This window comes from Streptomyces luteolus, assembly GCF_029968015.1.
In the GTDB taxonomy this organism is placed as follows: Bacteria; Actinomycetota; Actinomycetes; order Streptomycetales; family Streptomycetaceae; genus Streptomyces; species Streptomyces luteolus.
In genome coordinates this window covers 235,095-250,210 of sequence record NZ_JASCIS010000005.1, presented here as the reverse complement: position 1 = coordinate 250,210, position 15,116 = coordinate 235,095, and the positions used below count along the sequence as shown (strand labels likewise).

The 15,116-nt window shown below is 73.9% G+C and carries 16 protein-coding genes; 10 read left to right on the top strand and 6 right to left on the bottom strand.

What is annotated here, in order from left to right; genetic code table 11:
* The first annotated feature begins 181 nt into the window (after window positions 1-181).
* The gene (locus QIT00_RS07195; protein WP_282534304.1) at window positions 182-619 is read left to right on the top strand and encodes a DUF4442 domain-containing protein; all 438 of its coding nucleotides are present in this window, start codon (window positions 182-184) and stop codon (window positions 617-619) included.
* A gap of 137 nt (window positions 620-756) precedes the next feature.
* Complete coding sequence (locus QIT00_RS07190; RefSeq protein ID WP_282534259.1) at window positions 757-1,458, top strand: DedA family protein; 702 nt, start codon at window positions 757-759, stop codon at window positions 1,456-1,458.
* A 3-nt stretch (window positions 1,459-1,461) separates the two neighbouring features.
* Here the strand turns inward: QIT00_RS07190 and QIT00_RS07185 are convergent, their stop codons facing one another.
* Window positions 1,462-1,992, bottom strand: coding sequence for a gamma carbonic anhydrase family protein (locus QIT00_RS07185; protein ID WP_282534258.1), 531 nt, complete (start codon window positions 1,990-1,992; stop codon window positions 1,462-1,464).
* Window positions 1,993-2,139: 147 nt separating this feature from the next.
* On the opposite strand from QIT00_RS07185, the gene QIT00_RS07180 reads away from it, so the two are divergent.
* Window positions 2,140-2,982 carry an acyltransferase gene (locus QIT00_RS07180; RefSeq protein WP_282534257.1) on the top strand — a complete coding sequence of 281 codons (843 nt, stop codon included), beginning with the start codon at window positions 2,140-2,142 and terminating at the stop codon, window positions 2,980-2,982.
* A gap of 30 nt (window positions 2,983-3,012) precedes the next feature.
* Here the strand turns inward: QIT00_RS07180 and QIT00_RS07175 are convergent, their stop codons facing one another.
* Entirely contained in the window at window positions 3,013-3,879 is an 867-nt protein-coding gene (locus QIT00_RS07175) for an EamA family transporter (protein WP_282534256.1), read from the bottom strand.
* A 138-nt stretch (window positions 3,880-4,017) separates the two neighbouring features.
* On the opposite strand from QIT00_RS07175, the gene QIT00_RS07170 reads away from it, so the two are divergent.
* Both QIT00_RS07170 and QIT00_RS07165 read left to right on the top strand, forming a co-directional pair.
* Entirely contained in the window at window positions 4,018-4,590 is a 573-nt protein-coding gene (locus QIT00_RS07170) for a helix-turn-helix domain-containing protein (protein WP_282534255.1), read from the top strand.
* Window positions 4,591-4,661: 71 nt separating this feature from the next.
* Window positions 4,662-5,225 carry a YbaK/EbsC family protein gene (locus QIT00_RS07165; protein WP_282534254.1) on the top strand — a complete coding sequence of 188 codons (564 nt, stop codon included), beginning with the start codon at window positions 4,662-4,664 and terminating at the stop codon, window positions 5,223-5,225.
* A gap of 28 nt (window positions 5,226-5,253) precedes the next feature.
* On the opposite strand, the gene QIT00_RS07160 is transcribed toward QIT00_RS07165, so the two are convergent.
* Window positions 5,254-5,661 carry a CoA-binding protein gene (locus QIT00_RS07160; RefSeq protein ID WP_282534253.1) on the bottom strand — a complete coding sequence of 136 codons (408 nt, stop codon included), beginning with the start codon at window positions 5,659-5,661 and terminating at the stop codon, window positions 5,254-5,256.
* Window positions 5,662-5,768: 107 nt separating this feature from the next.
* Here QIT00_RS07160 and QIT00_RS07155 point away from each other — a divergent pair, with 107 nt between their 5' ends.
* The gene (locus tag QIT00_RS07155) at window positions 5,769-6,278 is read left to right on the top strand and encodes a DinB family protein (RefSeq protein WP_282534252.1); all 510 of its coding nucleotides are present in this window, start codon (window positions 5,769-5,771) and stop codon (window positions 6,276-6,278) included.
* A 15-nt stretch (window positions 6,279-6,293) separates the two neighbouring features.
* Here the strand turns inward: QIT00_RS07155 and QIT00_RS07150 are convergent, their stop codons facing one another.
* A complete protein-coding gene (locus tag QIT00_RS07150) occupies window positions 6,294-7,259 on the bottom strand; it encodes a rod shape-determining protein (RefSeq protein ID WP_282534251.1) in 966 nt (321 codons plus the stop codon).
* 200 nt (window positions 7,260-7,459) lie between these two features.
* Here QIT00_RS07150 and QIT00_RS07145 point away from each other — a divergent pair, with 200 nt between their 5' ends.
* Complete coding sequence (locus tag QIT00_RS07145) at window positions 7,460-7,732, top strand: hypothetical protein (RefSeq protein WP_282534250.1); 273 nt, start codon at window positions 7,460-7,462, stop codon at window positions 7,730-7,732.
* A 22-nt stretch (window positions 7,733-7,754) separates the two neighbouring features.
* On the opposite strand, the gene QIT00_RS07140 is transcribed toward QIT00_RS07145, so the two are convergent.
* A complete protein-coding gene (locus QIT00_RS07140; RefSeq protein WP_282534249.1) occupies window positions 7,755-8,381 on the bottom strand; it encodes a YigZ family protein in 627 nt (208 codons plus the stop codon).
* A 418-nt stretch (window positions 8,382-8,799) separates the two neighbouring features.
* Here QIT00_RS07140 and QIT00_RS07135 point away from each other — a divergent pair, with 418 nt between their 5' ends.
* The 3 genes from QIT00_RS07135 to QIT00_RS07125 are packed head-to-tail and all read left to right on the top strand — an operon-like array spanning window position 8,800 to window position 13,896.
* A complete protein-coding gene (locus QIT00_RS07135) occupies window positions 8,800-9,963 on the top strand; it encodes an exonuclease SbcCD subunit D (protein WP_282534248.1) in 1,164 nt (387 codons plus the stop codon).
* Entirely contained in the window at window positions 9,960-12,959 is a 3,000-nt protein-coding gene (locus QIT00_RS07130; protein ID WP_282534247.1) for an AAA family ATPase, read from the top strand. The genes QIT00_RS07135 and QIT00_RS07130 overlap by 4 nt, the downstream gene beginning before the upstream one ends.
* Window positions 12,952-13,896, top strand: a complete 945-nt coding sequence (locus QIT00_RS07125; protein WP_282534246.1) for an endonuclease/exonuclease/phosphatase family protein — start codon at window positions 12,952-12,954, stop codon at window positions 13,894-13,896. The genes QIT00_RS07130 and QIT00_RS07125 overlap by 8 nt, the downstream gene beginning before the upstream one ends.
* A gap of 310 nt (window positions 13,897-14,206) precedes the next feature.
* Here the strand turns inward: QIT00_RS07125 and QIT00_RS07120 are convergent, their stop codons facing one another.
* Entirely contained in the window at window positions 14,207-15,097 is an 891-nt protein-coding gene (locus QIT00_RS07120) for an alpha/beta fold hydrolase (RefSeq protein ID WP_282534245.1), read from the bottom strand.
* Between the last annotated feature and the right edge of the window lie 19 nt (window positions 15,098-15,116).

Genomic DNA, 15,116 nt, shown 5'->3' with positions numbered 1-15,116 from the left:
CCTGCCACGCGCGCCCCCAATTGTGACCTGCGGGCCGCCCGAGGGCTCGGGCAAAGGGGGTGACCTGCGCATATGGGTACCGGTCCGGGTCGGTTCAGGGCTGCGTGACGTACGTCACCGGGGCGTCCCCGGCCGCAGAAGATACCCACGGGTAACATCCGGGGTCATGAGCGCTGACCAGATGTCCATCGGCGAGATGCTCGCCGCCACCGTCCCGATGGTCCGGACCCTGAACCTGGAGTACGCCGAGACCACGCCCGAGCGGGCCGTCCTCCACCTGCCCGACGACCCCGACTACCGCAACCACGTCGGCGGCCCGCACGCCGGCGCGATCTTCACGCTCGGGGAGTCGGCCAGCGGCGCCATCGTCCTCGCCGCGTTCGCGGACCAGCTGTCGCGTGCCGTGCCGCTGCCGGTCACAGCCGACATCGCGTTCAAGAAGATCGCCACGGGCCGCGTCACCGCCACCGCGACCCTCGGCCGCCCGATCGCCGACGTGCTCGCGGAGCTGGACGAGGGCAAGCGGCCCGAGTTCCCCGTGGCCGTAGCCGTCACCCGTGAGGACGGCGCCGTGACCACCGAGATGACGGTCGTCTGGACGCTGCGCCCCAACAGCTGAGCCGCACCTGCCAAGGCCCCGCCCCCACGCCGCAGGCAGGGGAGCGGGGCCGTCCTGCGTGATCCAGTAGGCTGCGCCGCGTGCGCCCGGGGGAGCGCACACGCGCAGTGGCACCAGGGAAGTTCGGAGGACCGGCGTTGCACGTCCAGGAGTGGCTCGAGACCGTTCCCGCGGTCAGCATCTACATCCTGGTGGGGGTGGTCATCGGTCTGGAGAGCCTCGGCATCCCGCTCCCCGGCGAGATCATCCTCGTCAGCTCGGCCCTGCTCGCCTCGCAGAGCGGCGGGATCGACCCCGTGGTGCTCGGCGCCTGCGCGACCGGCGGCGCCATCGTCGGCGACTCCATCGGGTACGCCATCGGCCGCAAGGGCGGGCGCCCGCTGCTGGCCCGGCTCGGCCGCAGGTTCCCCAAGCACTTCAGCGAGGCGAACGTCGCCTCCGCCGAGCGGTCCTTCGAGAAGTGGGGCATGTGGGCGGTGTTCTTCGGCCGCTTCGTCGCGCTCCTGCGGATCTTCGCGGGCCCGCTCGCGGGCGTACTGCGCATGCCGTACTGGAAGTTCGCCACCGCCAACGTGCTCGGCGGCATCGTGTGGGCGGGCGGCACGACGGCCGTCATCTACTACGTGGGTGTGGTCGCCGAGGCGTGGCTGAAGCGGTTCTCCTGGCTGGGGCTGGTGCTCGCGGTGGCCTTCGGGGTGATCTCGATGCTGGTGCTGAAGCGGCGCCAAAAAGGAGCCTGTCTGGGGGCACCTCCCGGCCGGAGGCCGGGGGAGAGTGAGGACGAGCCCGGAGGGCGATCTGCGGTGCCGCCGTCGACGGCACCGCAGCGGACCACGTGAGCCCTACTCGCCGTGCGCGGCCGCGTGCGTCTTCGCCAGCTCCGTGTACATCGCCGCGTTCAGCTTGATGCCCTCGCGCTCCTCGTCGGTCAGCGGGCGCCTCACCTTCGCCGGTACGCCCGCGACCAGCGAACCCGGCGGCACCTGAAGTCCCTGCGGTACGAGCGCCTGCGCCGCGACGAGTGAACCGGCGCCGATCACCGCGCCGTTGAGGACGGTCGCGCCCATGCCGATGAGGCAGTCGTCCTCGACCGTGCAGCCGTGCACCGTGGCGTTGTGGCCCACCGAGACCCGGTCGCCGATGGTCACCGGGAAGCCCGGGTCGACGTGCACGGTGCAGTTGTCCTGGATGTTGCTGTCGGCGCCGAGGACGATCGGGCCGCAGTCGGCGCGCAGCACCGCGTGGTACCAGACGCTGGCCCCCGCCTTCAGGGTCACGTCGCCGATGACGACGGAGGTGGGCGCGGCGAAGGCCGTCTCGTCCACCTCGGGTTCCGCGCCGCCGACGCCTGCGATCAACGCCCGCTCTGCCATTGCGTCTCCTGGTTGTCGTTCGTGTCCGTCGCGCCCATGTCCTTTCCGGAACCGTAAGTCACGGCCCTCGGGCCGTGCGCGCCGGGTGGGGTGAAGATCACAGCTCACGGGCCTGTCGGCCGCCGCGGCGCTGAGTACGGTGAGCGGGTGCCGAAGAACAAGAACGCGTTCTCATTCGCGGGCAGGCGGACGGGCAGGAGGACGGGCAGCCGGACGGGCGGGCCGGGCAGTGCTCTCGCCGCCTGGCGCCGCCGCGCCGTCACGCGCGCCGTGCACGCCGGCTGGCGCTGGGTGCAGGGCGCCGGCGCGGTCACGGAGGCCCGCCCGGGGCGGCTGCGCTTCGGCGCGATCGGTACGGGGACCAGGCTGGCGTTCCCGCAGGGCACCGTCTTCGGCGAACCGTGGATCCGGCTCGGCGCGCACTGCGTCATCGGCGAGCAGGTCACGCTGACGGCGGGCCTGATGCCGGACCTGGACCTCGGGCCCGAGCCGATCCTGTGTATCGGCGACGGTGTGGTCCTGGGCCGCGGCAGCCATGTCATCGCCGACACCTCGGTGACGATCGGCGACGACTGCTACTTCGGCCCGCACGTCTACGTCACGTCCACGAACCACAGTTACGACGACCCGACCACCCCGGTCGGCAAGCAGTGGCCGCGGATGGAGCCGGTGGAGATCGGCCCCGGCTGCTGGATCGGCACCAACGCCGTGATCCTGCCGGGCGCGCGCATCGGCCGGAACGTGGTGGTGGCGGCCGGTTCCGTCGTACGGGGCGAGGTGCCCGACCACGCGGTGGTGGCCGGGGCGCCCGCGCGGGTGGTGCGGACCTGGGACGCCGAGCAGGGCTGGCAGCCGCCGTTGCGCACCCCGGCGCCGGTGCCGATCCCGGAGGGCGTCACCCCCGAAGAGCTGCGCGCGCTCGCCGAGTTGGCGGAGCACCTGAAGGCCGCCGAGAACAGCCCGGCGGCCGGACAGCAGCCCCAGGGCTAGCCCCCGGCCAGGAGAACAGCAGCCCCAGGGCTAGCCCCCGGCCAGGAGAACGGTCCCGAGGAGGGCGAGTCCCGCGCCCGCGGCCTGGACGGTACGCAGTTGCTCCTTGAGCACTCCGCGGGCGGCGAGCGCCGTCACCACCGGGTAGAGCGAGGCGAGTACGGCGGCGACGGTGACGGGTCCGGTCCGCGCGGCCATCGCGTACGTACCGTTGGCCGCCACATCGGCGAGACCCACGAACGCGAGTGCGGGCAGCGCCGCCCACACCACCCGGAAACCGCCCTCCTCCGGCAGGGCCCGCGCCCCGCGCCGCACCGAGAGCCAGAGGGCCGAGCCGCCCGCCACGACGTTGGTCACGCGCTGCACGAAGAGCGCGAGGAACAGCCCGGTGACCGTCGTCGAGGCCTCCGCGATCAGGGCCATCACGGCGCCGAACCCGAACGCCGCGACGAAGGTGAGCAGAATGGCCTGCCGCTGCACCGGCGCACCCCGCAACTCCGGCCCGCCCGCGAGGAGTACGCCGACGACGGCGACCGCGATCCCGCCGTACTGCAGGAGTCCCGGCCGTTCGCCGAGGAGCAGGCCGACGCCGACCGGGACGAGCACGCCGATCGAGCCGAGCGGGGAGACCACGCCCATCGGGCCGAGGGCGAGGGCCCGGTAGAAGGCGAGCATCGCGACCGGGCCGACGGCACCGGCGGCGACCGCGAACCACAGCTGCGGGCCCCACTCGCTCCACGCGCCGGTCGCGACGACGATCGCGCCGAGCACGACCACCGCGACGCACTGCGAGACGACCACGACCGTCAGGGCCGGGATACGTCGTGTGAGCAGCCCTCCGCCGAAGTCGGCGAGCCCCCAGAGGAGGCTGGTGGCCAGGGCGAAGAGTGCGGACATGCGGCGACCTCGCAGTACAGTGTGCTGGACGTTTGGTGCACCACACCGTAGTTCAATGGATTGAACTCTGTCATCCAGAATATGCGACTGCGCGTGGTGGCGCCGGTTTCTGCCCGCAGACTCGACCATGGACGGGACGTGTCGGACCTCGATCAGCTCACCCAGTCGCTCGCCCGCAATCTGAAGCGCTGGCGCGGCGAGCGCGGCTTCACGCTCGACGCCCTCGCGGCCCGCTCAGGGGTCAGCCGCGGCATGATCATCCAGATCGAGCAGGCGCGGACGAACCCCAGCGTGGGGACGACGGTCAAGCTCGCCGACGCGCTCGGCGTCAGCATCACCACGCTCCTCGACTACGAGCAGGGCGGGCACGTCCGCATCGTGCCCGAGGAGCAGATCGTGCGCATGTGGTCGACGGAGGCCGGGAGTTGGACCAAACTCCTCGTCGGCACGGAGAAACGCGGCCCGCTCGAACTCTGGTCCTGGCGGATCATGCCCGGCGAGAGCAGCGAGTCCGATCCGCACCCGCGCGGCACGGTCGAGCTGGTGCACGTCTCGGCGGGCGACCTCACCCTGCGGGTGGACGGGGTCGACCACTCCGTACCGGCCGGGTGCTCGGCCACCTTCGAGTCGAACGTCCCGCACGGCTACCACAACGACGGTGACGTGCCGGTGGAGATGACGATGGCGGTGTCCATCCCGCCGGCCACCTGAGGGGCTTGCCGGGGCGCCCGCTGAGTGAGACGGCCCGGCTCCGACCTGGGGGGCGCTGTTACGTTCTGTCCATGCGCGCTCCCCTCGGCTCCTTCGACAACGCCCGTCCCGCCCCCGAGTGCCTGGACGAGCTGACCACACCCGTCGCGAACGCCGTACGCCACTGGCGCGGCAGCGTCCCCGCCGAGCAGTTCGTGTACGTGGACACGGACCCGGAGATCGCCGACACGGCGGTCTTCGCGGAGCACTACGGGCCCGAACTCCTCGACCAGTCCGCGAACTGCGTGGTCGTCTCCGGCAAGCGCGGCGGCGAGAGCAGCCTCGCGGCCTGCCTGGTCCTGTCCGGCGCGCGCGTGGACGTCAACGGCGTGGTCCGCCGCCAACTCGGCGCCCGCAAGGCCTCGTTCGCCCCGATGGACACGGCGACCGGCGAGACCGGCATGGAGTACGGCGGCATCACGCCGATCGGGCTGCCCGAGGAGTGGCCGGTCCTCGTGGACGCGGCCGTCCTCGACGTCCCGTACGTCCTGGTCGGCAGCGGCCGCAGGCGCGGCAAGCTGATCGTGCCGGGCAAGGCCTTCGCGGAGCTGCCCGGTGCGGTCGTCATCGAGGGGCTCGGGGTGGCGGCGGGCTGAGCGGCGCGCTCCGCGTGGGGCGCCGGGCTCAGCCCAGGCGGGGTATCTCGATCGCCGGGCACCGGTCCATCACCATGTCCAGGCCCGCAGCGCGCGTCCGTTCGTACGCCGCCTCGTCGATCACGCCCAGCTGGAACCAGACCGCCCGGGTGCCCGCCGCGACCGCCTCGTCGGCCACCTGACCGGCCAGCGAGCTGTTGACGAAGACATCGACCACGTCCACCGGGAAGGGGACGTCCGCGAGCGAGGCGTACCCCTGCTCGCCGTGCACCGTCTCCGCCTTCGGATGGATGGGGACGATCCGCTTCCCGAAGCGCTGCAGGACCTCGGCGACCCCGTACGCGGCACGCGCCTGATTGCCGGAGAGGCCGACGACCGCCCAGGTGTCCCCGGTCTCCGTGAGAATCCTGCGGATGGTCGCCTGGTCCGCGTACATGCTTCGGCCTCCGTCGGTTCGCCGCACTGCCGAGTCGGCAGCTCCGTCCACGCCAACAGCCGTGACCCGGCGGGCATTCCCGCGGCCGTCGTTGGCAGGATGGCCGGATGACTCAGCGGAACGACACCCGGCCCCTGCGGACCGAGGCGGACGAGCGCGCCTCGCTCAGCCGCTTTCTCGACGACCAGCGGGCGATCCTCGAGCGCAAGTGCGCGGGTCTCACCGCCGGGCAACTGCGCACGCGGGCCGTCGAACCCTCCGCGCTCACCCTGCTCGGCCTGGTCCGGCACGCGGCCGAGGTCGAGCGGAGCTGGTTCCGCAACGTCCTCGCCGGGCAGTCGACCACGACGCGCTGGCCGGGCGCGCGGCCGGGTGAGTTCGCCGAGTTCGACGTGGCCGAAGCCGACCCCGGCGAGGCCTTCGCGGCGTGGCGGGAAGAGTGCGCGTACGCAAGGGAGTTCACCGCCTCGGCCACCTCGCTCGACGTGACCGGCACGGCACACGGCGAGGAGTACACCCTGCGGTACGTCCTCACGCACATGATCGAGGAGTACGCCCGGCACAACGGCCACGCCGATCTGCTGCGCGAGCGCATCGACGGGGCGACGGGGGAGTAGCCCCTTGCCCGGCCGTTAGACCTCCACCACGTCCCAGGCCCCGAGGACCCCCACGTCCCCCGGCTGGTCCGGAACGTGGACCGGCAGGCTGAGGCGGTCGCGGAGGCGTTCGGCGAGGCCGCGCATGCGGGCGCCCTCGCCGCACAGGACGAGGCCCCGGTCGTGCACGTCCTCCACCAGCTTCGGCGGACTGTCCGACAGCAGGGCGAGCACATGCTTCGCCAGGGTGTCGTACGTGGCGAGGGGGACCCGGACCAGGTCCGCCACCGGGACCGTGCGGGTGTCGGGCAGGCCGCGGAGCAGGTCGTGGCCGCGTACCGGAAGGCTGTCGGCCTCGGCCGTGCCGATCCGGACCTTGGTGCGCTCCGCCTCGGTCGGGGAGATGATCAGCCCGTGCCGGTGCCGGAGGAGCCGTACGAGACCCTCGTCGACGTCCAGGCCGCCGACCGGGAAGCTGCTCGTCGCTATCACGTCACCGCAGGACAGCAGCGCGGCGGAGCTGCGCTCGGCGCCGACGTCGACGACGAGCGCGCCCGCGGGCTCGGCCAGCGGAACCCCCGAACCGACCGCGCAGGCAAGGGACTTGGCGACCAGGCGGACCCGCCGCAGCCCCGCCGTCTCGCACGCCACAAGCAGGGCCTCGGCCTGTAGCTCGCCCATCCGGTCCGGCACGCACAGCGTCGCGGTGGCGAAGTGCTTGGCCTTGGCGTCGCCCGAGACCTCCCGCAGCGCGGCGCGCAGCAGATACGCGGCGACCAGCGGGTCGGCGACGGACCGCTGCAGCACCGGCCGGACCAGGTGCAGCATGTCCGGACGGCTGCTCTGGATCTCCACGGCGCGGCTGCCCCGGGCGCGTATTCGGCCCTCGAAGTCGAGCGCGGCGACCGTCGGCATGTGCAGGATCCGCTCCCCGTTGCGGGCGAGGATCCGCAGCATCGCGCTGCCGAGGTCGATCGAGTAGCCGCGAGGCATGGTGCGCATGGGCCCTCCGCTCACTGGAACCGGTACGCCGGAGGCCCGGCATCCCGAGGGGAGCAGGCGGGCCGTGCCTTCGACGCTCGCACAGCTCGAACAGGGCGGCGAGCGTGGGGCGTCCGATTCAGCGGTGTAGGACTTGACGGACACGCCTGGGGCCCGGTCGACGGGAGGCGGGGCGCGGGCGCGCGCCTTAGCCTCGGGGCATGAGCGCGATCCCGGAGCGGTTCATTGTCGTCCTGAAGCCCCAGCTCACCGACGCCGAAGGCCATCCCGACCACGGCACCGCGCTGCGCTCGGCCACCGTCGTGCGCACCGGCGAGACCGGCGCGAGCGGATTCCCCCGGTACGCGGGCGAGGGCGTGCACGTGGACATCGACCCGGCGACCCGCACCGTCGAGGCCGCGACCGTCGACGGCGACGAGCTGCCGTACGGCTGGGTCGCGGAGGTCGACGAGGCCCTGCCGGACGAGGAGTGAGCGGCCCGGGGCGGTCGGGCCGTCACGCGTCCCCGTACGCCTCCCCGCCGAGCCGAAGCTCCGCCGTGCCCGCCGTCACGTCCGCGAGCCAGCCGCGGAAGGCCTCGACGTCCGCGTCCGGCAGGCCGATCTCGATCGTCACCGCCTCGCCGTAGCGCACGTCCCGCACCTCGCGCCCCGTGGACCGCAGATCGTTCTGCACCTTGCCCGCGCGCTGGTGGTCCACCGTCACCGTGGCGAGCCGGAACCGGCGCCGCGTGATCGTGCCGAGCGCGTCCAGGGCCTCGCCGACCGCCCCGCCGTACGCCCGGATCAGGCCGCCCGCGCCGAGCTTCACACCGCCGAAGTAGCGCGTGACGACCGCGACGACGTACCGCATGTCCCGCCGCGTCAGCATCTGCAGCATCGGCACGCCCGCCGTGCCCCCGGGCTCCCCGTCATCGCTCGCCTTCTGTACGGAGGCGTCGGCGCCGATCACGTACGCCCAGCAGTTGTGGTTGGCGCCCGGGTGCTCCTTGCGGACGCGCGCGATGAACGCCTGGGCCTCCTCCTCCGACGCCGCCGGCGCGAGCGCGCACAGGAAGCGGGAGCGGTTGACCTCGGTCTCGTGCATGCCCTCGCGGGCTACGGTGCGGTACTCGTCCTGCATTCCGCCAGCCTATGTGCGCACCGCCCCCTCCTCCCCCAGGGGGCTCCGCCCCCGGCCCCCCGCTCCTCAATCGCCGGAGGGGCTTTCCTTGCCCGTCGTTCGGCTGCCGCGCCGTCGTGGCTGGTCGCGCCCCGCGGCGGAGCCGCTGATGTCACAGCCCCGCGCCCCTAAAGGATGCGCAGTTCCCCGCGCCCCTAAAAACCCCGCCCCGCCCCGCCAAATTCAGCCCCTCCGGCGTTTGAGGAGCGGGGGTCTGGGGGCTGGCCCCCAGGAGCTGTCCGCAGGACTTTCGGGAAGGGGCGGGGAGGGGAAAGAGAAGCGAGGGCGACCGGGCGGGCGGTGACCGTCGTCACGTGGGACGTCCGCACGCCCCGAAACCGGCAGAAGCAGCACCGACCGGCCGATACCCTCGGGGATCATGAGGCTCCTTCACACGTCGGACTGGCACCTGGGGCGGGCGTTCCATCGCGTGAATCTGCTCGACGCCCAGCGCGCGTTCATCGACCATCTCGTCGCCACCGTGCGCGCCGAGCAGGTCGACGCGGTGCTCGTCTCCGGCGATGTGTACGACCGGGCCGTGCCGCCGCTCGCCGCCGTCGAGCTCTTCGACGACGCGCTGCACCGGCTCGCGGAACTCGGTGTGCCGACCGTGATGATCTCCGGCAACCACGACTCCGCCCGGCGGCTCGGCGTCGGGGCCGGGTTGATCGGGCGCGCGGGCATTCACCTGCGGACCGCCCCCGCCGCCTGCCACGAGCCCGTGGTGCTCTCCGACGAGCACGGCGACGTCGCCTTCTACGGCCTGCCGTACCTCGAACCCGCCCTGGTCAAGGACGAGTTCAAGGTGAAGAAGGCCGCCCACGAGTCCGTCATCGGTGCCGCCATGGACCGCGTACGGGCCGATCTGGCGGAGCGCCCGCCCGGCACCCGCTCCGTCGTCCTCGCGCACGCCTTCGTCACCGGCGGCGAACCCAGCGACAGCGAACGGGACATCACCGTCGGCGGCGTCGAGTCCGTGCCGGCCGCCGTCTTCGACGGCGTCGACTACGCCGCACTCGGCCACCTCCACGGCTGCCAGACCGTCTCCGAGCGCGTCCGCTACTCCGGCTCCCCGCTCGCGTACTCCTTCTCCGAGCAGCACCACCGCAAGACCATGTGGATCGTCGACCTCGGGCCCGCCGGGGAGATCGCCGCCGAGCGGATCGACTGCCCGGTGCCGCGCCGCCTCGCCCGGATCGAGGGCGAACTCGAAGTGCTGCTCGCCGAACCGGAGTTGGAGCGGTACGAGGACGCCTGGGTGGAGGCCACCCTCACCGACGCCGTGCGGCCGCAGGAACCCATGGCCCGGCTCTGCGCCCGCTTCCCGCACACCCTCAGCCTCGCCTTCGCCCCGCGCAGGCCCGACGGCGATCCGGTCGTCTCGTACGCGCAGCGCCTGGCGGGCCGCGAGGGCCGGGAGATCGCCGAGGACTTCGTCGCCCATGTCCGCGGCGCCGGGCCGGACGAGGCCGAACGGGCCGTGCTGCAGGCCGCGTTCGACGACGTACGCGTCTCCGACGTGGTGAAGGAGGTCGCCCGGTGAGGCTGCACCACCTCACGGTCACGGCCTTCGGGCCCTTCGGCGGACGCCAGGAGGTCGACTTCGACGAGCTCGGCAGCGCCGGCCTCTTCCTGCTGCACGGCGCGACCGGCGCCGGCAAGACCTCCGTCCTCGACGCCGTCTGCTTCGCCCTCTACAACGCCGTGCCCGGCGCCCGCCAGACCCCCGGCGGCACCCTGCGCTCCGACCACGCGGCCCCGGCCGTACGCACCGAGGTGTGTCTCGACCTCACCGTCGCCGGACGCCGTATCGAGGTCACCCGGCAGCCGCCCTGGGAGCGCCCGAAGAAGCGCGGCACCGGCACCACCACCGAGAAGGCCCAGTCCTGGCTGCGCGAGTACGACGCCGAGACCGGGACCTGGAAGGACCTCAGCCGCTCCCACCAGGAGATCGGCCACGAGATCGAGTCGCTGCTCGGCATGAGCCGCGAACAGTTCTGCCAGGTCGTCCTGTTGCCGCAGGGCGACTTCGCGCGGTTCCTGCGCGCCGACGCCGAGGCGCGCGGCAAGCTCCTCGGACGGCTCTTCGACACCCGCCGCTTCGCCGCCGTCGAGACCCACCTCGCCGAGCGGCGCCGCGCCGCCCAGGCCCAGGTCACCGCGGGCGACGACCGGCTCATCGCCGTCGCCCACCGCATCCAGCAGGCCGCGGGCGACGCCGCCGAACTCCCGCTCCCCGACATCGCCTCCGGCGAACCCGGCCTCGCCGCCGCCCTGGCTCAGTGGGCGGCCGTGGCCCGCGCCGGTGCCCGCGAGCGCCTCACCGTCGCCGCCTGCGCCGTCACCGCCGCCGAGTCCGCCAAGGCCCACGCCCAGACCGCACTCGACACCGTACGAGAGACCCATCGGCTGCAGGCCCGGTACGCGGAGGCGCGGGCCCGGGCCGTACGGCTCGACGAGCGCGCCGGGGAGCAGCGGGCCTGGCAGGAGCGGATGGAGCGGGCCCGCAAGGCCGAGGCCGTGACGCCCGCGCTCGCCCTGCGCGCCGAGACCGACGCCGAGCACCAGAGCGCACGCCGGGCGGAGGCGGGCGCGCGGTCGCGGCTTCCCGACGCCTTCGACGGAGCCTCCGCCTCCGGCCTGACCACCGCCGCCCGCAAGGCACTTGAGGAGCTCGGCGGCCTCGAATCCGCCCGCCGCGCCGAACAGCGGATCGCCCAGCTCGCCGAGCGCCGCGCCGAGGCCGACCGGCAGGAACGCGCGGACACGGAGGCCCTGCACGAGGCCGCCGCCTGGCTCGACGGCTGGGAGACGAGCCGCCGCACGCTCCAGGAGCGGATCGAGCACGCCCAGGACGCCGCGACCCGCGCCGAACACCTCGCCGGTCAGCTCGCACCCGCCCGCGAGCGCGCCGCCGCCGCCGACCGCCGCGACCGGCTCGACGCCCAGGCGGGCCAGACCAAGGAGCAGGCCCTGGCCGCCCGCGAGGCGGCCGGTGCGGCGCACGAGCACTGGCTGCACCTCAAGGAGCGCCGCCTCCAGGGCATCGCCGCCGAACTCGCCCAGGGCCTCACCCCCGGCGAGCCCTGCTCCGTCTGCGGCGCCACCGAGCACCCGGAGCCCGCCCGCACCGTCGAGGGCCACGTCGGACGCCAGGCCGAGGAGGCCGCGCTCGCCGCGTACCGGCAGGCCGACGAGCGAAGCGCCGAGGCCGAGCGCGCCCTCGCCGACGTACGCGAGGCCCTCGCCGCGCAGACCGCCGCCGCCGGGGACGGGCCCGCACGTGAACTCGCCGACACCGCTGAGGAGTTGACGCGCCGACACGCCGAGGCCCGGCAGCTCGCGCTCGGCCTGCACGGCGCCCGGGAGGCGCTCGCCCGCGCCGAGGCCGAGCACGAGCGGCGGCTCGCCCAACGCCAGCAGGCCGCCACCCGCGCCGCGTCCCGCAGCTCCCTGCGCGAGTCCCTCGACCGCGAACAGGCCACCCTGGAGGAGGACTTGGCGCAGGCCAGGGGCGGCGCCCCGAGCGTCGCCCAGCGCGCCGCGCAACTGGAACGGCAGGCGGCCCTGCTCACCGACGCGGCCGACGCCGTACGCGCCGCCGAGGACGCCGCCCGCCGCCTCAAGGACGCCGACGCCCGCCTCGCCGACGCCGCCTACCGCGCCGGTTTCGCCACCCCGCAGGACGCCGCCGACGCCGCGCTCGACGACGCCGCGTACCGCGAACTCCAGCACCGCATCGACGCCCGCCGGCAGGAGGAGGCCGCCGTGCGCGCGGTCCTCGCCGAGCCCGAGACGGCCGCCGCCGACCGGCTGCCGCCCGCCGACCCGGCCACCGCGCAGGCCACGGCGGAGGCGGCCGACCGCCGTCTCCGCACCGCCGTGACGACACGCGCCGCCGCCGACCACCGCTGCGCCGAACTCGACCGCCTCTCCCGCCAGTCGGCCACCGAAGCACGCCAACTGGGGCCGCTGCGCACCGAGTTCGACCGCGTCGCCCGGCTCGCAGGCCTCACGGCGGGCACGTCGGCGGAGAACGAACGCAAGATGCGCCTGGAGTCGTACGTCCTGGCCGCCCGCCTCGAACAGGTCGCCGCCGCCGCGACGGCCCGCCTGCAGCGCATGTCGTCCGGCCGCTACACCCTCGTCCACTCCGACGACCGCGCGGGCCGCGGCCGCTCCGGGCTCGGCCTGCACGTGGTGGACGCCTGGACCGGCAGCGAACGCGACACGGCGACCCTCTCCGGCGGCGAGACCTTCTTCGCCTCCCTGGCCCTCGCCCTCGGCCTCGCCGACGTCGTCACCGAGGAGGCGGGCGGCGTACGCCTCGACACCCTCTTCATCGACGAGGGCTTCGGCAGCCTCGACGACCAGACCTTGGACGAGGTCCTGGACGTCCTGGACTCGTTGCGGGAGCGGGATCGCACCGTCGGCATCGTCAGCCACGTCGCTGACCTGCGACGACGGGTGCACGCCCAGCTGGAAGTGGTGAAGGGGCGGGCGGGGTCGCGGGTGCGGGTGCGGGGCGTGGGTGGGTAACGGGGGGACGGCTCCGGCGCGGCGCGGGGGGTGGCTTGCCGGGCTCGCCGTGCTGGTGGCCGTGTTGCTCCTGGGGCACCGGTGGGTGCCCAACTCCGGTGTGCGGTCGGGGAGTCTCCTTGAGTCGTTCCTGCCGTGGCTCGGGCTCGTCGTCGTGGTGCTGTTCGGGATCGCGCTCGTGCGCCGGTCCGCCCTGGCCCTGGCCGCCCTGGTGCTGCCGGTGGCGGCCTGGACGTACCTCTTCGGCGGGCTGCTGCTTCCCGAGGCGCAGGCGGGGCCGCGCGATCTGATCGTCGTGCAGCACAACGTCAGTGACGAGAACGGCGACCCGGCGGGCACCGCACGCACGCTGGCCGACGCCGAGCCCGACCTGATCGCCGTGCAGGAGCTGGTGCCCTCGGCGTTGCCCGTGTACGAGAGGACGCTCGCCGCGGACTACCCGTATCACGCGGTCCGGGGCACGGTCGGGCTCTGGTCGCGGCATCCGCTCTCGGGGGCACGGCTCGTGGACATCAAACCCCGTGGGATCACGGAGAGTTGGCGGCGCGGACTGCGGGCGGTGGTGCGGACTCCGCACGGGGACATCGCCGCGTACGTCGCCCACCTGCCGTCGGTCCGGGTGGGGGCGGGCGGCCTCGCCTCGGCCCGGCGGGACGAGAGCGCCGAGCTGCTCGGGAAGGCCGTGGCCGCGGAGCGGCGGAGCCGGGTGGTCCTGCTCGGCGACCTCAACGGCACGGTCGAGGACCGGGGGTTGGACCCGCTGACCTCGCGGCTGAACGTCGCGGAGCGCGGCTTGGCGTTCACCTTCCCCGCCGCGTTCCCGGTCGCCCGGATCGACCAGGTGATGGCGCGCGGGGCGACCGTCGCCGACCTCCGCACCCTGCCCCGGACCGGCAGCGACCACCTGCCGGTCGCGGCCCGGATCGCGTTGGGCTGAGACGCGTCGCGCCGCCGAGGCGCGCGTCGCCCACGCGTCTCCGCCGCGCGGCGGATACGGCCCCGACTTGAGGACGATGCCCGGCACGGGAGGGGGCGGCGACGATCGACGTACATCACCTTCCTCTTCCTCTTCCTCCCTCTTCCTCCAGATCGGAGCATCACCATGCTGAAGTCGACCCTCCGGGCCACCGCCGTCCTCGCCGTCGTCGCCACGGCGCAGGGCTTCGGCGCGCCGGACGCCGAGCCGGTCGCGGACCTCGGCTGACGGTCGGCCACAGGCCCGGCACGCGCCGAGCACCGAACCGGGCTCAGCGGGAGGCTTCGAGGATCGCGCAGAGCTTGATCGCGAACGTCTCCGGCCGGCCCGGAAAGCCGGAGCTCTCGTCCGTGAAGCCGCCGTGGTGGCTGGGGAAGACCGTCGCCTTCTGGCCGAGCAGTCCGGCAGCCGCGTGGGTCGTACGGCCGGTCAGGGCGTCGCCGGACTCCTCGGCCACCGCGAGCACGATCCGGGTCGGCGCGGCGGTGAGCGCCGCCGCGTCGGGGCGGTAGCCGCTGACCGCCCAGGAACGGTCGGAGAGCAGTGGGTCCGCGCGCGTACCGTCGTCCTCGGTGGGCAGGCCGAACGCGGCCGGGTCCGGGTCGGGCTGGGCGAAGTACGCGTCGGTGAACTCGCCCTGCCAGGACGTCCACGCGATGAACGCCGCGAGGCCGGCGCCCCAGCCGTTCTTCTCGTAGGCGTCCCTGACCCTGGCGCGGGCACGCCCGGCCGCCTCGGCGTCCGGGAGGAGCGCGAGCAGCGGCGGCTCGTGCGCGACGAGCGTCGTGACGTCATCGGGGTGGGCGGCCACGAGCGCGAGCGCGGTCACCGCGCCGCCGCTGCTCGCGAACATCTCCACCGGACCGGCGCCGAGCTCCTCGATCAGGGCGTGCAGATCACCGGCCTGCACGGCGGGATCGTGGTCCACCCGGCCGTCCTCGCGGCTGCTGCGCCCGAGCCCGCGCGGATCGTACGTGACCACGGTCCGGTCCGGGAAGTACGAGGCCAGGGCTCTGAAGCCGGAGGCCTCCATGGGCTGGCCCGCCATGAGCAGCGGCGGGCGCCCGTCGGCGGTGGGCAGCGGGCCCTGCACGTCGTAGGCGAGGCGGGCTCCGGCCGTGTCGAGGTGGTGCGTGCTGAGGGTGGTGTCTTCCGTGGTCATGTAGGTACAGACCGCCCGC

Coding starts and splice junctions, on each gene's coding strand:
- QIT00_RS07195 (WP_282534304.1), top strand. CDS start 182: ATGTCCATCGGCGAGATGCTCGCCGCCACCGTCCCGATGGTCCGGACC.
- QIT00_RS07185 (WP_282534258.1), bottom strand. CDS start 1,992: ATGGCAGAGCGGGCGTTGATCGCAGGCGTCGGCGGCGCGGAACCCGAG.
- QIT00_RS07175 (WP_282534256.1), bottom strand. CDS start 3,879: ATGTCCGCACTCTTCGCCCTGGCCACCAGCCTCCTCTGGGGGCTCGCC.
- QIT00_RS07165 (WP_282534254.1), top strand. CDS start 4,662: ATGCGCGCTCCCCTCGGCTCCTTCGACAACGCCCGTCCCGCCCCCGAG.
- QIT00_RS07160 (WP_282534253.1), bottom strand. CDS start 5,661: ATGTACGCGGACCAGGCGACCATCCGCAGGATTCTCACGGAGACCGGG.
- QIT00_RS07155 (WP_282534252.1), top strand. CDS start 5,769: ATGACTCAGCGGAACGACACCCGGCCCCTGCGGACCGAGGCGGACGAG.
- QIT00_RS07150 (WP_282534251.1), bottom strand. CDS start 7,259: ATGCGCACCATGCCTCGCGGCTACTCGATCGACCTCGGCAGCGCGATG.
- QIT00_RS07145 (WP_282534250.1), top strand. CDS start 7,460: ATGAGCGCGATCCCGGAGCGGTTCATTGTCGTCCTGAAGCCCCAGCTC.
- QIT00_RS07140 (WP_282534249.1), bottom strand. CDS start 8,381: ATGCAGGACGAGTACCGCACCGTAGCCCGCGAGGGCATGCACGAGACC.
- QIT00_RS07135 (WP_282534248.1), top strand. CDS start 8,800: ATGAGGCTCCTTCACACGTCGGACTGGCACCTGGGGCGGGCGTTCCAT.
- QIT00_RS07120 (WP_282534245.1), bottom strand. CDS start 15,097: ATGACCACGGAAGACACCACCCTCAGCACGCACCACCTCGACACGGCC.